This is a genomic window from Rugamonas sp. FW305-51 (assembly GCF_058786935.1).
Map to the genome: position 1 here is coordinate 64,959 of NZ_JBYSZG010000026.1, position 14,529 is coordinate 79,487.

13 protein-coding genes are annotated in these 14,529 nt (G+C 66.3%); 6 read left to right on the forward strand and 7 right to left on the reverse strand.

Annotated elements, in window-relative coordinates:
• Positions 1-2 precede the first annotated feature (2 nt).
• Together AC3WOS_RS17995 and AC3WOS_RS18000 are read right to left on the reverse strand one after the other, a co-directional pair.
• Positions 3-221 carry a helix-turn-helix domain-containing protein gene (locus AC3WOS_RS17995; RefSeq protein ID WP_492717394.1) on the reverse strand — a complete coding sequence of 73 codons (219 nt, stop codon included), beginning with the start codon at positions 219-221 and terminating at the stop codon, positions 3-5.
• Positions 222-771: 550 nt separating this feature from the next.
• Positions 772-1,293: an Lrp/AsnC family transcriptional regulator gene (locus AC3WOS_RS18000; RefSeq protein ID WP_492717395.1), complete on the reverse strand. Its 522-nt coding sequence runs from the start codon at positions 1,291-1,293 to the stop codon at positions 772-774.
• 126 nt (positions 1,294-1,419) lie between these two features.
• Between AC3WOS_RS18000 and hppD the strand changes: the two genes are divergently transcribed.
• Positions 1,420-2,553, forward strand: coding sequence for a 4-hydroxyphenylpyruvate dioxygenase (gene hppD, locus AC3WOS_RS18005; RefSeq protein ID WP_492717396.1), 1,134 nt, complete (start codon positions 1,420-1,422; stop codon positions 2,551-2,553).
• A 176-nt stretch (positions 2,554-2,729) separates the two neighbouring features.
• Positions 2,730-6,293: an indolepyruvate ferredoxin oxidoreductase family protein gene (locus AC3WOS_RS18010; protein ID WP_492717397.1), complete on the forward strand. Its 3,564-nt coding sequence runs from the start codon at positions 2,730-2,732 to the stop codon at positions 6,291-6,293.
• Here the strand turns inward: AC3WOS_RS18010 and AC3WOS_RS18015 are convergent.
• Entirely contained in the window at positions 6,281-6,796 is a 516-nt protein-coding gene (locus AC3WOS_RS18015) for a hypothetical protein (RefSeq protein ID WP_492717398.1), read from the reverse strand. The two genes, AC3WOS_RS18010 and AC3WOS_RS18015, sit on opposite strands and share 13 nt — an antisense overlap.
• 185 nt (positions 6,797-6,981) lie before the next feature.
• Here AC3WOS_RS18015 and AC3WOS_RS18020 point away from each other — a divergent pair, with 185 nt between their 5' ends.
• Both AC3WOS_RS18020 and AC3WOS_RS18025 read left to right on the forward strand, forming a co-directional pair.
• On the forward strand, positions 6,982-7,299 hold the full coding sequence (locus AC3WOS_RS18020; RefSeq protein ID WP_492717399.1) for a hypothetical protein: 318 nt from the start codon (positions 6,982-6,984) through the stop codon (positions 7,297-7,299).
• Positions 7,300-7,469: 170 nt separating this feature from the next.
• Positions 7,470-9,236: a M14 family metallopeptidase gene (locus tag AC3WOS_RS18025; protein WP_492717400.1), complete on the forward strand. Its 1,767-nt coding sequence runs from the start codon at positions 7,470-7,472 to the stop codon at positions 9,234-9,236.
• 49 nt (positions 9,237-9,285) lie between these two features.
• Here the strand turns inward: AC3WOS_RS18025 and ttcA are convergent, their stop codons facing one another.
• The 3 genes from ttcA to AC3WOS_RS18040 form a co-directional block, all read right to left on the reverse strand.
• On the reverse strand, positions 9,286-10,221 hold the full coding sequence (gene ttcA / locus AC3WOS_RS18030) for a tRNA 2-thiocytidine(32) synthetase TtcA (RefSeq protein ID WP_492717401.1): 936 nt from the start codon (positions 10,219-10,221) through the stop codon (positions 9,286-9,288).
• Entirely contained in the window at positions 10,218-10,616 is a 399-nt protein-coding gene (locus AC3WOS_RS18035) for a dihydroneopterin aldolase (RefSeq protein ID WP_182151429.1), read from the reverse strand. The genes ttcA and AC3WOS_RS18035 overlap by 4 nt, the downstream gene beginning before the upstream one ends.
• Positions 10,617-10,706: 90 nt before the next feature.
• Positions 10,707-11,558, reverse strand: a complete 852-nt coding sequence (locus AC3WOS_RS18040) for an SDR family oxidoreductase (RefSeq protein WP_492717402.1) — start codon at positions 11,556-11,558, stop codon at positions 10,707-10,709.
• Between the two features lie 73 nt (positions 11,559-11,631).
• Here AC3WOS_RS18040 and AC3WOS_RS18045 point away from each other — a divergent pair, with 73 nt between their 5' ends.
• Together AC3WOS_RS18045 and AC3WOS_RS18050 are read left to right on the forward strand one after the other, a co-directional pair.
• The gene (locus AC3WOS_RS18045) at positions 11,632-12,783 is read left to right on the forward strand and encodes a class I SAM-dependent methyltransferase (RefSeq protein ID WP_492717403.1); all 1,152 of its coding nucleotides are present in this window, start codon (positions 11,632-11,634) and stop codon (positions 12,781-12,783) included.
• A gap of 134 nt (positions 12,784-12,917) precedes the next feature.
• Entirely contained in the window at positions 12,918-13,940 is a 1,023-nt protein-coding gene (locus AC3WOS_RS18050; protein ID WP_492717404.1) for a J domain-containing protein, read from the forward strand.
• 16 nt (positions 13,941-13,956) lie between these two features.
• On the opposite strand, the gene AC3WOS_RS18055 is transcribed toward AC3WOS_RS18050, so the two are convergent.
• The coding region (locus tag AC3WOS_RS18055; protein WP_492717405.1) for a methyl-accepting chemotaxis protein at positions 13,957-14,529 on the reverse strand (573 nt) is incomplete at its 5' end.

Sequence of the window (14,529 nt, forward strand, 5' to 3'; positions counted from 1 at the left end):
CCTCAAGTTTTTGGCGATGACTTCTGACCATCGCTGCGTTGTTCTTCATTTGCGCGACCCGCGCACACCCAATCATCCACTTCGGTCACCTTGAACTTCCACAATCGCCCCACGCGATGAGAGGGTAGGCCCTTGTGGTCAATCCAGCGGTAGATCGAATCGCGCGTTACGCCTAGATGCTCGGCAATCTGTTCGACGGACACCCAAGGTTCAGCAGTCATGTCAGCACTCCGGCTTAACAGGTTAGAGTCGTATTAAATCGGCTTAAATCGCAAAGATTGTAATTCATCATCTTAGCCAGCGGTAGGCGAGTACTCTATGTTGCCATCACTATTTTTATGCTTGGCTTCTCGATCGATAAGTTCTTGAATGAGGCTGGCATCAGTCAACATTGAAAAATGGATTCTCGACATGCTTAGCGAAATTGTGACTCATTGTCTGCCGACAAGCTGAAACTGCCCGTGTCGCAAAATTTGCGATTCCGCGGCACGTTAATTCACCAATAGAGGATTAATATCAAGTTGAAGCGGATTGTTTTTGTGGCAAATTTTCTTCCGCTTGCTCCCATTGATCAAATAGATCGGCCCATGCCTGCATCATCGTAGCCGGCCACCGCGTGAAGCTCTGCGAGGGTAAGCGCGTGGATTCCCGAAGGTAAGAGGGGTGGAAAATATTGTCTTCTTAATGGCTCCCTCCACCCGGACACGTTTTCTGGCGAACGAGGCCGCGCCGATTAGCGCGACAGAATGCCTCGTCCGCCTCCAGGTTCCCTTACACCAGCGGCAGCGCCGTGGTGTCCTTGATGCGCTGCAGGGCGAAGCTCGATTTGACGTCCAGTACGGCCGGGTGGCGCAGCAGGGTGGCCATCATGAAGCGCGAGAAGTGGTCCATGTCTTCCACGTGGACCCGCAGCAGGTAATCCATCTCCCCCGTCATCGCGTAGCAGGCCACCACTTCCGGCCATTGCTCGACCGAGACGGCAAAGTCGGCCCGCGGCGAGGCCGGCGCGGCTGCCGCACCCAGGGCGCGCGCGTTGCTGTGGGCGCCCGCTTCGCTGTGCTTTTCCAGCCGCACGTTGACATAGGCCAGCAGGCCCAGGCCGATCTTGTCCGGGTCCAGCAGCGCCACGTACTGGCGGATCACGCCCGCTTCCTCCAGCCGCTTGATGCGGCGCAGGCAGGGCGAAGGCGACAGGCTGACCAGCTCGGCCACGTCCTGGTTGGACAGGCGACCATCCTGCTGCAGGATGCCGAGAATCTTGCGGTCCGTCTTATCGAGCGCTATCTTGGTCATAAATACCTCAATAATGAAAAATTCAGGCAATATTATTGCGCAAATTCCCGGAGGGCGGGAATTGTTTGCAATTTAATGCCGCCGCCTCGCGACTATACTGTGCGCTATTCTACTGAGGAGACAGCTATGCAATTCCAGCCTTGGGACAACCCGATGGGGACCGATGGTTTTGAGTTTGTCGAGTACGCGGCACCGGATCCGAAGGCGCTCGGCGCCCTGTTCGAGAGCATGGGTTTCACGGCCATTGCCCGCCACCGCCACAAGGATGTGACGCTGTACCGCCAGGGTGACATCAACTTCATCATCAACGCCGAGCAGGATTCGTTCGCCCAGCGCTTCGCGCGCCACCACGGCCCGTCCGTGTGCGCCATCGCCATCCGCGTCAACGACGCCGCCTACACCTACAAGCGCGCGCTGGAACTGGGCGCCTGGGGTTTCGACAACAAGACCGGCCCGATGGAACTGAACATCCCCGCCATCAAGGGCGTGGGCGACTCGCTGATCTATTTCGTCGACCGCTGGCGCGGCAAGGGCATGGGCGCGGACGGCGCGCCGCAGCCGGGCGCCATCGGCGACATCAGCATCTATGACGTGGACTTCGTCGCCATTCCCGGCGCCGTGGCCAATCCGGTCGGCAATGGCCTGACCTATATCGACCACCTGACCCACAATGTGCACCGCGGCCGCATGAAGGAATGGGCCGAGTTCTACGAGAACCTGTTCAACTTCCGCGAAGTGCGCTACTTCGATATCGAGGGCAAGCTGACGGGCTTGAAGTCCAAGGCCATGACTTCGCCGTGCGGCAAGATCCGCATCCCCATCAACGAGTCCTCGGACGACAAGTCGCAGATCGCCGAATACCTGGACCAGTACCATGGCGAGGGCATCCAGCACATCGCGCTGGGCACGGACGACATCTACACTTCCGTCCAGCAGCTGCGCGACCAGGGCATCGTGTTCCAGGACACCATCGAGACTTATTACGAGCTGGTCAACCGCCGCCTGCCGGGCCACGGCGAGCGCCTGGAAGACTTGCGCCGCCTGCGCATCCTGATCGACGGCCACAGCACGGAAACGGAACGCGAACTGCTGCTGCAGATCTTTACCCAGAACGTGATCGGCCCGATCTTCTTCGAGATCATCCAGCGCAAGGGCGACCAGGGCTTTGGCGAAGGCAACTTCCGCGCCCTGTTCGAGTCGATCGAGCTGGACCAGATCAAGCGCGGCGTGCTGCAAGACCCGGGCAAGACGGCCGCCTGACGGCCGCTATCCCGCAGGGAATGGATGAGTAGCGCCGCGCAGAACGGCGCGCCAGCCTGTGATACCCTGTTATAACCAAATCCGTGCCGGTCCGCCCACAAGGCGGATCGGCTCGCGCGCTGCCGGGCCCACCCCGCCCGGCAGTGCACCGCAATGAGAATATTGGAGACGAAGTAATGAATGCACCTCACAAGGGCTCGCAACTGGAGCCGGGCGTCCCTGCGGACGCCCCCATTTCCCTCGACGACAAGTGGACGCTGGAACGCGGCCGCGCCTTCATGACGGGCACCCAGGCCCTGATCCGGCTGCCCATGATGCAGCGCGAGCGCGACCTCAAGGCGGGCCTGAACACGGCCGGCTACATCACCGGCTACCGAGGTTCGCCCGTCACCAGCGTCGACATGACGGCCATCAAGGCCAAGAAATACCTGGACCAGCATCACGTCAAGTTCCACCCCGGCATGAACGAAGACCTGGCCGCCACGGCCGTCTGGGGCACGCAGCAGACCAATTTGTTCAAGGATGCCAAGTACGACGGCGTGTTCGCCATGTGGTACGGCAAGGGCCCCGGCGTGGACCGCTGCGGCGACGTGTTCAAGCACGCCAATAACGCTGGCTCGGCCAAGCACGGCGGCGTGCTGGTGCTGGCCGGCGACGACCACGCGGCCAAGTCCTCGTCCACCGCCCACCAGTCCGACCACATCCTCAACGCCTGCGGCATCCCCGTGCTGTATCCGTCGTCGGTGCAGGAATACATCGACTACGGCCTGCACGCCTGGGCCATGAGCCGCTACACGGGCCTGTGGGTGTCGATGAAATGCGTGACCGACATCATCGAGTCGGGCGCCGTCGTCGATTTCGACCCGGACCGCGTCCAGACCGTGATCCCGGACGACTTCGACCTGCCGCCGGGCGGCCTCAATATCCGCTGGCCGGACACCGTGCTCGACATGGAAGTGCGGATGAACAGCTACAAGTGGTACGCGGCCCTGGCCTATGTGCGCGCCAACAAGCTCAACAAGATCATCTGGGACAGCCCCCGGCCCAAGATCGGCATCATCACGGCCGGCAAGTCCTACCTCGACACGCGCCAGGCATTGGCCGACCTGGGCATCGACGAGCAGGCGGCGGCCGACATCGGCCTGCGCCTGTACAAGATCGGCATGACCTGGCCGCTGGAGGCGGACGGCGTGCACGCATTCGCCAAGGGCCTGGACGAGATCCTGGTGGTGGAAGAAAAGCGCCAGATCCTCGAATACGCCCTCAAGGAAGAGCTGTACAACCTGCCCGACGGCCAGCGTCCGCGCGTGGTGGGCAAGTTCGACGACACGGGCGAGTGGAGCAACAAGGGCCACACGGGCCACGGCGACTGGCTGCTGCCGGCCACCTATGAACTGAACCCGGCCCAGATCGCGCGCGCCATCGCCAGCCGCATTTCGCACTACTGCGCCGGCCATCCCGTCGAGCAGCGCGTCAAGGAGCGCATCGCCTTCCTGGAGGCGAAGGAGCTGGTGCTCAAGTCGGTGTCCGTCAAGCCCAATCCGGAGACGGACCGCACGCCGTACTTCTGCTCCGGCTGCCCGCACAACACCTCGACCAAGGTGCCGGAAGGCTCGCGCGCGCTGGCCGGTATCGGCTGCCACTACATGGTGCTGTGGATGGACCGCGAAACGTCCACCTTCACCCACATGGGCGCGGAAGGCGTGACCTGGGTCGGCCAGGCCCCGTTCACCAACGAGAAGCACGTATTTACCAACCTCGGTGACGGCACCTACTTCCACTCCGGCCTGCTGGCCATCCGCGCCGCCGTGGCGGCCAAGGTCAACATCACCTACAAGATCCTGTTCAACGACGCCGTCGCCATGACGGGCGGCCAGGAATTCGACGGTCCGCTGGACCCTGGCATGATCTCGCGCCAGATCGCGGCCGAAGGCGTGGGCCCCATCATCGTCGTCACCGACGAACCGGAAAAATACCCGGCCGACTACAAGTGGGCCGAAGGCGTGACGGTGCGCCACCGCAGTGAACTGATGGACGTGCAGCGCGAGCTGCGCGACAAGCCGGGCGTGTCGGCCATGATCTACGACCAGACCTGCGCCTCCGAGAAGCGTCGCCGCCGCAAGCGTAACGAGTACCCGGACCCGGCCAAGCGCGCCGTCATCAACGAGGCCGTGTGCGAAGGCTGCGGCGACTGCTCGGTGCAGTCCAACTGCCTGTCGGTGGAACCGCTGGAAACGGAACTGGGCCGCAAGCGCCAGATCAACCAGTCGTCCTGCAACAAGGACTTCTCGTGCGTGACCGGTTTCTGCCCCAGCTTCGTGACGGTGGAAGGCGGCGCCCTGAAGAAGCCCAAGAAGGCTGCCGCCGGCGACGCCGCCATGCCGGTGCTGCCGGCGCCCGTCCTGCCGGGCACGGCCCAGCCCTACGGCATCCTGATCACCGGTATCGGCGGCACCGGCGTGGTGACGGTGGGCCAGATCCTGGCCATGGCCGCCCACGTGGAAGGCAAGGGCGCCATCGTGCTCGACATGAGCGGCCTGGCCCAGAAGGGCGGCCCCGTGATGTCGCACGTGCGCCTGGCCGACCACCAGGCCGACCTGCACTCGACCCGCGTGGGCACCGGCAGCGCCGACCTGGTGATCGGCTGCGACCTGATCGTCACGGCCAGCCGCGACGCCTTATCGCGCATGGGCGAGGGCCGCACCTACGCGGCCATCAACTCGACCGGCTCGTCGACGGCAGCCTTCGTCAAGAACCCGGACTGGCAGTTCCCGGACGCGTCCTCGCGCGGCGAGATCGTCAAGGCCTGCGGCGCCGACCATACCGACTTCGTCGACGCGGGCCAGATCGCCACGGCGCTGATGGGCGACTCCATCGCCACCAATATGTTCATGCTGGGCTATGCGTTCCAGAAGGGCCACGTGCCGTTGACGGAGGCGTCCATCCTGAAGGCGATCGAGCTCAATGGCGTGTCGGTCAGCTTCAACAAGTCGGCCTTCGCGTGGGGCCGCACGGCCGCGCACGACCTGGCCTCCGTGGTGCGCATGACGACGCCGGCCAAGGTGATCGAGTTCAAGCGCACGCAGTCGCTGGACGACATCGTCAGCCGCCGCGTCGAACTGCTGACGGCCTACCAGGACGCCCGTTATGCGTTCGAGTACAAGTCGTTCGTCGACCAGGTGCGGGCGGAAGAGGCCAAGCTGGGCAAGGGCACCCGCCTGAGCGAAGCCGTGGCCCGCTACTTCTACAAGTTGATGGCCTACAAGGACGAGTACGAAGTGGCGCGCCTGTACACGGACGGCGCCTTCCAGCAGAAGATCGCCGGCATGTTCGAGGGCGACATCAAGCTCAAGTTCCACCTGGCGCCGCCGCTGCTGGCCAAGCACGACTCGAAGGGCCACCTGATCAAGCAGGAATTCGGCCCATGGATGATGAAGGCGTTCGGCGTGCTGGCCAAGCTCAAGGGCTTGCGCGGCACGGCGCTCGACATCTTCGGCTACACGGCCGAGCGCAAGATGGAGCGGGCGCTGATCGTCGAATATCGCCAGACCGTATCGGCCCTGCTGCCCAAGCTGACGGCGGACAACCTGGCGCAGGCCGTGGCCATCGCCAGCATCCCCGAGGACATCCGCGGCTACGGCCACGTCAAGGAGCGCCACTTCAAGGCCGCCAGGCAGAAGGAGGCGGCGCTGGTGGCCGCCTTCCACGCCCCGGCCGGCGTGGCGCATCACGCGGCTTGACGATGGATTGAGCGGGGCCATGACGGCGGCCTGGCCGCCTTCGAGAACAAAACCGGCAAGCACACGCTTGCCGGTTTTTTTTCTTCACGGATTTCCGGGAACGTGTGCCCGGTGCTTGCGTCGAGCACCTCTCGCCGCACCATGCTTACGCTGGTTGCCATCACGATGGACAATCTCCTCCACGCTGGATGAAGAGGCGGTCCTTTTCTTCGGCTTGGATTGGGGTTTTCCAGCGCGCTTTGCACGGCTCGCCGGCGCCGGATGTGGTGGTGGAGTGCGCTTGGCTGTCTGCGCATCGCCGCCGAACAGGCGTGCGATCGATAGCCGGCCGTCTCCGAGTCCGTCGGCGGCTGGCGCTTTGCCGGCGCCGGTTTGATGTAGGCGCGGATGGCCTCGACGATGATAGGTTCCAGCGCGGGGTCCGACCACCAGCGACCTGAATGGTCACCCAATTCTTCCAGCACATCGGCGGGCAAACGGACCTGCTTTTCGTAGACAGCCATGGTGGTGCTCCCTGAGACGGTGGTTTTATAAAAGCAGCTAATCCCCGCGAGGGACCACTGCAACGCGCTATCGCGCACTAAAATAGCCGTTGCGGCAACACTAAATTCTGCTAAACGGCTATATAGGTTTTAGAGGCATCCCGTGCGTTTTAGTTCCGCGATTTTCCACTAATCAGAGTGAAATCGTGGCAGCCATAGTGGTCTATTACCCAATCGCGCGTTTTAGTAAAACCGAAAAAAAAGAAGAGGTCCACCCTGTATCCTGCGGCCTTGCGGCTATCGGGCAAGGCGCGCAAACGCCTGGAATTCACGCAATTCTGAGAAGACCCGGTCGCGCCGCGCCGTCCATCTTCGCGCCGGCCTATGCCTATCCGCACATGGGGCTGGAACTGGTGGTGGGCATCATGGTGGCGCAGGCGGCCTGGCACCTGTGCGCCGGCGTCTGGCTGCTGCGGGGCGATGCGCCAAGTATCGCCCGCACGCCGCTGCCCGCCGCCGCGTAATGAGAAGGGCCGGGCCGGGCGGGGCGGCTGAACGGCGTGCTGGCTCCCCGCCGGCGGCCATGGCTGGCCCCTGTGCGCGGCGGCAAAGCCGACTATAATTTCCGCGCATCCGCGGGCTGGCCCACCGTCCGGCAGCGCGGACTTTTCCAACCTTCGCCGGAAGCTTGCCCATGATACGTAACGTCCTGCTGTTCGCCTTTGCCACCGCCGCGCCGCTGGCCCAAGCCGCCGCGCCCGCCGCCCTGACCACCATTGCCGAACGCTCGGCCTTCCAGAGTACGGGCCGCTACGATGAAGTGGTGGCGCTGTGCGCCCGCTTCCAGCAGGCCTATCCCAAGGCTGCCCGTTGCTTCGAATACGGCCGCACGCCGGAAGGGCGGCCCATGCTGGCGCTGGCTGTCTCGCGCAGCGGCGCGCTGACGGCGCAGCAGGCCAGGCAGCGCGGCCTGCCCGTGCTGCTGGTGCAGGGCGGCATCCACGCCGGCGAAATCGACGGCAAGGACGCCGGCTTCCTGGCGCTGCGCGAGGCGCTCGAGAACAAGGCGGCGCCCGGTGCGCTCGAGCGGCAGGTGCTGCTGTTCGTGCCCGTCTTTAATGTCGATGGCCACGAACGCTTCGGCCAGTGGAACCGCCCCAACCAGCGCGGCCCGGTGGCCATGGGCTGGCGCACCACGGCGCAGAACTACAACCTGAACCGCGATTACGTGAAGGCCGAGGCGCCGGAGATGCAGGCCATGCTGGCGCTGGTCAACCAGTGGGACCCGCTGGCCTGCATCGACCTGCACGTGACGGACGGCGCCAAGTTCCAGCCCGACGTGTCGATCCAGGTCGAGCCGGTGCATGGCGGCGACGCCGCGCTGCGCCAGGCCGGGGCGGCGCTGCGCGACAACGTGATCGCGGACCTCAAGCGCCAGGGTTCCGATCCCAAGCCGTACTACATGTCGTTCGCCGAGACGGACGATCCGGCCTCCGGCTTCATCGACCAGATGTCCCCGCCGCGCTTTTCGACCGGCTATTTCATGCTGCGCAACCGCATGGCGATGCTGGTCGAAACCCATTCCTGGAAGGATTACCCGACCCGGGTGCGGGTGACGCGCAACACCGTGCTGTCGGTGATGGAGCAGGTGGCCGCGCACGGCAAGGACTGGCTGCGCACGGCCCATGAGGCCGACGCGCGCGGCGCCACGCTGGCCGGCGCCGAGGTGCCGCAAGGCTATCGCACCACCTACAACAGCAAGACCATCGTCTTCCCCGGCTATGCCTACACGCGCAGCCAGTCCGACGTGTCCGGCGCCCTGATGACGCATTACGACGAGACCCGCCCGCAGGCGTGGAGCGTGCCGCTGCGCGACGAGATCGTGCCGGACCTGCAGGTGCGCGCGCCGCGCGGCGGCTACCTGGTGCCGGTGGCGCAGGCCGCGGCGGTGGCCGCCAAGCTGCGCCTGCACGGCATTGCCTACAAGGTGCTGGACGGCGCGCTCGACAACGCGGCGGTGGAGGCGTTCCGCGCCGACCAGGCCGCGCCGGCGGCGCAGTCGTTCGAAGGGCGCCAGTCGCTCAAGGTGGAAGGCGCGTGGCGCGACGAGACGCGCAGCCTGGCCAGGGGCGCGCTGTTCGTGCCCATCGCCCAGCCCAAGGCGCGCTTGCTGATGACGCTGCTCGAGCCGGGCAACGCCGATTCGCTGCTGGCCTGGGGCTTCTTCAACAACGCCTTCGAGCGCAAGGAATACATGGAAGCCTATGTGGCCGAGGACGTGGCGCGCGAACAACTGGCGGCCGATCCGGCGCTGGCGGCGGCGTTCCGCGACCGGCTGGCCAAGGACGCCGCCTTCGCCGCCAGCCCGGAGGCACGGCTGGAATTCTTCGCCCGCCGCCACGCCTCGTGGGACGAGCGCTACCAGCTGTACCCGGTGCTGCGCACGGCCAGCAAGCTGTAGGCAGAAATAGCAACGGGGCCGTCACCGGCCCCGTTGCGCTGTGGCCAGGTCAGGCCGACTGCAGCGGTATCGTGCCCGGCAGCGTGGCCGGGGTGGCGCACGGCTCCTCGTCGAAGGCGATGTCGCCCAGCGGGTTGGGCATGCCGTCGGCCTTGATGCCGGCAAAGCCGAACAGGTCGCGGTCCATCAGGTGCGACGGCACCACGGTCGACAGGGCCGAGAAGATGTTCTCCACCCGGCCCGGGTGTTTCTTGTCCCATTCGCGCATCAGGTTCTTGATCTGCTTGCGCTGCAAGTTCTCCTGCGAGCCGCACAGGTCGCACGGGATGATGGGGAAGCCCTTGACCTCGGCGTAGCGCGCCGTGTCCTCCTCCTTCACATAGGCCATGGGGCGGATCACCATGTGCTTGCCATCGTCCGACACCAGCTTGGCCGGCATGCCCTTGAGCTTGCCGCCGAAGAACATGTTGAGGAAGAAGGTCTCCAGGATGTCGTCGCGGTGGTGGCCCAGGGCGATCTTGTTGGCGCCCAGTTCGTCGGCCACGCGGTACAGGATGCCGCGCCGCAGGCGCGAGCACAGCGAGCAGGTGGTCTTGCCTTCCGGGATCACGCGCTTGACGATGCTGTAGGTGTCCTGGTTCTCGATGTGGAAGGCCACGCCCAGTTCCGTCAGGTAGGCCGGCAGGATGTCGGCCGGGAAGTTGGGCTGCTTCTGGTCCAGGTTGACGGCCACGATGTCGAAGTGGATGGGCGCCCGTTCGCGCAGCGTCATCAGGATGTCGAGCAGGGCGTAGCTGTCCTTGCCGCCGGACAGGCACACCATCACCTTGTCGCCGTCCTCGATCATGTTGAAGTCGCCGATGGCCTGGCCCACCAGGCGGCACAGGCGCTTGTGCAGCTTGTTGTTCTCCAGCGCGATCTTCTCGGCCGACTTGCCGGCGGCGGCCGGCTGCGCCTGGGCGCTCTCGTTCAGCACCGCGCTCATACGTTGTCCTTGATCTGGAACACTTCCACGCCCACCCCTTCGCAGTCGGGATAGACGTCCGGCTTCATGGTCGACACGCGCGCGGCGCGCACGCGCGGGTGGGCCAGCATGGCGCGCACCACGTCGTCGCACAGGCTCTCCTGCAGGTGCACATGGCCCTGGGCCATGCGGCGCGCGATGGTCTCGCGCATGAAGTCGTAGTCCACCACTTCCTCCAGCTGGTCGTGGGTGGGGGTGGACAGGGCCAGCGGGATGTACAGATCGACGTTGATCAGCACGCGCTGCTCGCCTTTCTTCTCGAAGTCGTGCACGCCGATGTTGATCAGCACTTCGTAATTGCGCAGGAACAGGCGCCGACAATCGGTCAGGCGCGGATGGGACAGGGCGGACAACATGGTTTTACCTTCTTTCGGGAATACGGAATAAACGATATCAATAATATTCGGATGCACATCCGGCTGCCGGCATGCATCCGCTGCACGGCGCTATTGCGCCAGGAACATCACGTCGCGCGCCAGCGGCATCAGGTGCTGGCCGCCATCGACCAGCAGGGTGGTGCCGGTCAGGGCCCGGGCCCCGGCCGCGTAGACGACGGCGGCGGCAATGTCGTCCGGGGTACTCGAGCGTCCCAGCGGCGTCTTCTGGTGGGCCAGCGCGAAGCCGGCCTCGGTCTGCTCGCCCGATACCATGGTGATGCCGGGCGCCACGCCCACCACCCGCAGCCGGGGCGCCAGCTGCTGGGCCAGCACGGTGGTGGCCGTCTGCAGCGCGGCCTTGGACAGGGTGTAGGACAGGAAGTCGGGATTGAGATTGTACAGTTTTTGGTCGAGCAGGTTGATCACGGCCGCCTGGGCCCCGTCCGGCGTGGCCCCGTGCAGCGCCTGCGCCAGCAGGATGGGGGCGGCCACGTTGGCGCGCATGTGGGCCTCCAGCCGGGCCACCGTGAAGTCGGCCGCGCTGTCGTAGTCGAACAGGGAGGCGTTGTTGACCACGCAGTCGAGCGCGCCCAGCGCCGCCACGGCGCGCGGCACCAACTGGCGCACGGCCGCCTCGTCGGCCAGGTCGCAGTCGAGCGTGACGGCGCGCCGGCCCAGTGCCTCGATGGCGGCGGCCACTTCGCGCGCCTCGGCCTGCGAGGCGCGATAGTGCACGGCCACGTCCCAGCCGGCCCGCGCCAGCGCCAGCGCGATGGCGCGCCCGATGCGCCGGCCGGCCCCGGTCACGAGCGCCACTGGCGCCGGCGACCCAGGCGCCCCGGTCGCCAGCGGCGCGGGCGTGGCGGCCGCCGGCGCGCCGGCGGCCGTGGCTGGAGGGGGGGGGTGTTGTGCTGTCGTCATCGCTTCGTCACTGGATCACTGGATAAAAATGGCCAACTGGCGCCCGGGCACGCCGATTCGCTACAATGCGGGAATGTCCCTACCCGCACCTACTTCCGACGCGCTGGCCGCGTCGCACGCCCTGCAGCACCGGATCGCCGCCGACATCGCGCGGCATGCCGGCGCCATTTCCTTCGCCCGCTACATGGAGCTGGCGCTGTACGCCCCGGAGCTGGGCTACTACAGCGGCGGCGCCGCCAAGCTGGGAAAAGATGGCGATTTTACAACCGCGCCCGAGCTCTCATCCCTGTTCGGGGCCGCGCTGGCGCAGGTCGCCGCCGCTATTATCGCCCAAAGCGCGCCGCAGATCCTCGAATTCGGCGCCGGCACGGGCAAGCTGGCCCGCGATGTGCTGACGGAACTGGCCGCCGCCGGGGTGGCCGTGCAGCGCTACGCCATCGTCGACCTGTCGGGCGAACTGCGGGCCCGCCAGCAGGAGGCGCTGCGCGCCTTCCCCCAGGTCGAGTGGCTCGACACGCTGCCCGAAGCCTGGGACGGCGTGGTGCTGGCCAACGAAGTGCTCGACGCCATGCCGGTGCAGCTGGTGCGCAAGACGGCCCACGGCTGGCGCGAACTGCAGGTGACGGTGCACGACGGCCGCTTCGACTACGTGGAGACGGCGCCCGACGCCGCCCTGGCGGCCCAGATCGCGCGCCAGATCGGGCACCAGGACGAACTGGCCGACGGCTACACGACGGAAGTACACGGCGCCGCCTGCGGCTTCATGGCGTCGCTGGCGGCCATGCTGGCGCGGGGGCGGGGCGGGGCCGCCATCCTGCTCGATTACGGCTTCCCGGCCCATGAGTACTACCTGGGCCAGCGCGACGGCGGCACCCTGATGTGCCATTACCGCCACCATGCCCACCCGGATCCGTTCTATTACCCGGGCCTGCAGGACATCACGGCCCACGTCGATTTCACGGCCATGGCGCTGGCGGCCCAGGACGGCGGCGCCGACGTGCTGGGCTATATGAACCAGGCCGGCTTCCTGATCGGGGCCGGCATCGGCCAGCTGTTGCTGCGCACCGACCCGGCCGACGCCCGCCGCTACCTGCCCCAGGCCAACGCCCTGCAAAAACTGGTGTCGCCGGCCGAAATGGGGGAATTGTTCAAGGTGCTGGTGGTGGGGTGCCAGGTGGACTTGCCGGCGGCGATCGCCGGCCACGACCGCAGCCACCGCCTGTGATGATGTTGACCATGCACTGATCCGCCGTCACTTTCCCCCCGACTGACGCGCGTTGTGGCGCGAAAACTCGGCTATGATGACTGATTGAGCGTGAAACCCCGTCGCGGCGCGCTTGTTGAAAACTGAATGGAACGATGGGCAAGATACACACTCACTATGACAACCTGAAAGTGTCGCGCATGGCGCCGCAGGAAGTCATACGTGCCGCCTACAAGGCCTTGAGCCAGAAATATCATCCCGACAAGAACCCCGGGGATGAGAAGGCCGCGCGCATCATGGCCATCCTCAACAGCGCCTACGGCACCCTGTCCGATCCCCAGCGCCGCAAGGAACATGACGAGTGGATCGCGGCCGAGGAATGGGAAATCGAGTGGCTCGAGAGCACCCACAATGAAGACGGCCACGGCCGCCAGCGCCACGACGGGCCCCAGCAGGCATGGGGCGCCGATGACGACGCGCCGCGCCTGCCGCGGCGGCGCCGCCACTGGCGCCTGTGGACCAGCCTGGGTCTGTGCCTGGCGCTGGGCTGGGCGGCCGGCGTGAGCATGGTCGGCACGCCCCAGCTGCTGGCCACCGTGCTGGCCTCGGCCTGGGGCGGCAAGGCCGACGGCGCCGGCGACGACCCGGCCGGCGCACGCGGCGCGGTGCGCGCCGCCGGCAAGCCCGGTGCGCGGCTGGAAGCGCGTAATGACGTCCGCAACGACGTACGCAACGACGGCGCGCCCGACAGCTGGGCCGTGGCCCATCCCTACCAGACCGACGCGGCCACGCTGCGCCCGGCCCCCATCAAGGTGCTGTCGCTGTCCCAGATCGTGCTGCCGGGCTCGGCCGCCGACTGCGAAGGGGCCACCCCGGCCCCGGCCGCGCCCAACGGCGAGCCCTGGCCGGCCCAGTCCGGCTACGTGGACGGCTTCCCCGTGGCCGCCAAGGGCGACGACATGCAGCTGTTGCTCGACAATGGCACCAATCCCTCGGCCGTGTTCATCAAGGTGTACGACATGGAGCGCCACGCCAACGTGCGCTATGTGTTCGTGCAGCCGCACGACAAGCTGGTGGTGGACAAGCTGCTGAGCGGTAAATACGAGATCCGCTACCAGAACATCGACCTGGGCGCCGGCTGCCCGCCGCCCAAGCCGACCACCACGGCCAGCAACTGACGGCTCTCGCCCGCCGCTAGAACTCTTCCCATTCCGAATTGGCCTGGGCCCTGGGCTGCGCCCGGGGCCGGGCCGGGGTGGCCGGCCGGGCGGCCGGCGCCGGGCGCGCCACCAGCCGCGGGGCGGGCGCGGGCGCGGCCCGGCGCGCGGCCGGCGCCGCCTGCTCCATGCCAGCCGGCAGCTTGAAGGCGCTGACCGACTGCGCCAGCGCCTGGGCCTCGTCCTGCATGCTCTGGGCCGCCGCCGCCGCCTGCTGCACCAGCGTCGCGTTCTGCTGCGTCATCTGGTCCATCTGGGCGATGGCCTCGTTCACCTGTTCGATGCCCAGGCTCTGTTCCGCGCTGGCCGACGTGATCTCGGCCATGATGTCGGCCACCTGCTGCACCGAGGTGACGATCAGGCCCATGGTCTGGCCGGCCTCGTCCACCAGCGCGCTGCCGCTGTCCACCTGGTGCACGGAATCGTCGATCAAGCCCTTGATTTCCTTGGCCGCCGTGGCCGAGCGCTGGGCCAGGCTGCGCACTTCCGATGCCACCACGGCGAAGCCGCGGCCCTGTTCGCCGGCCCGGGCCGCTTCCACGGCCGCGGT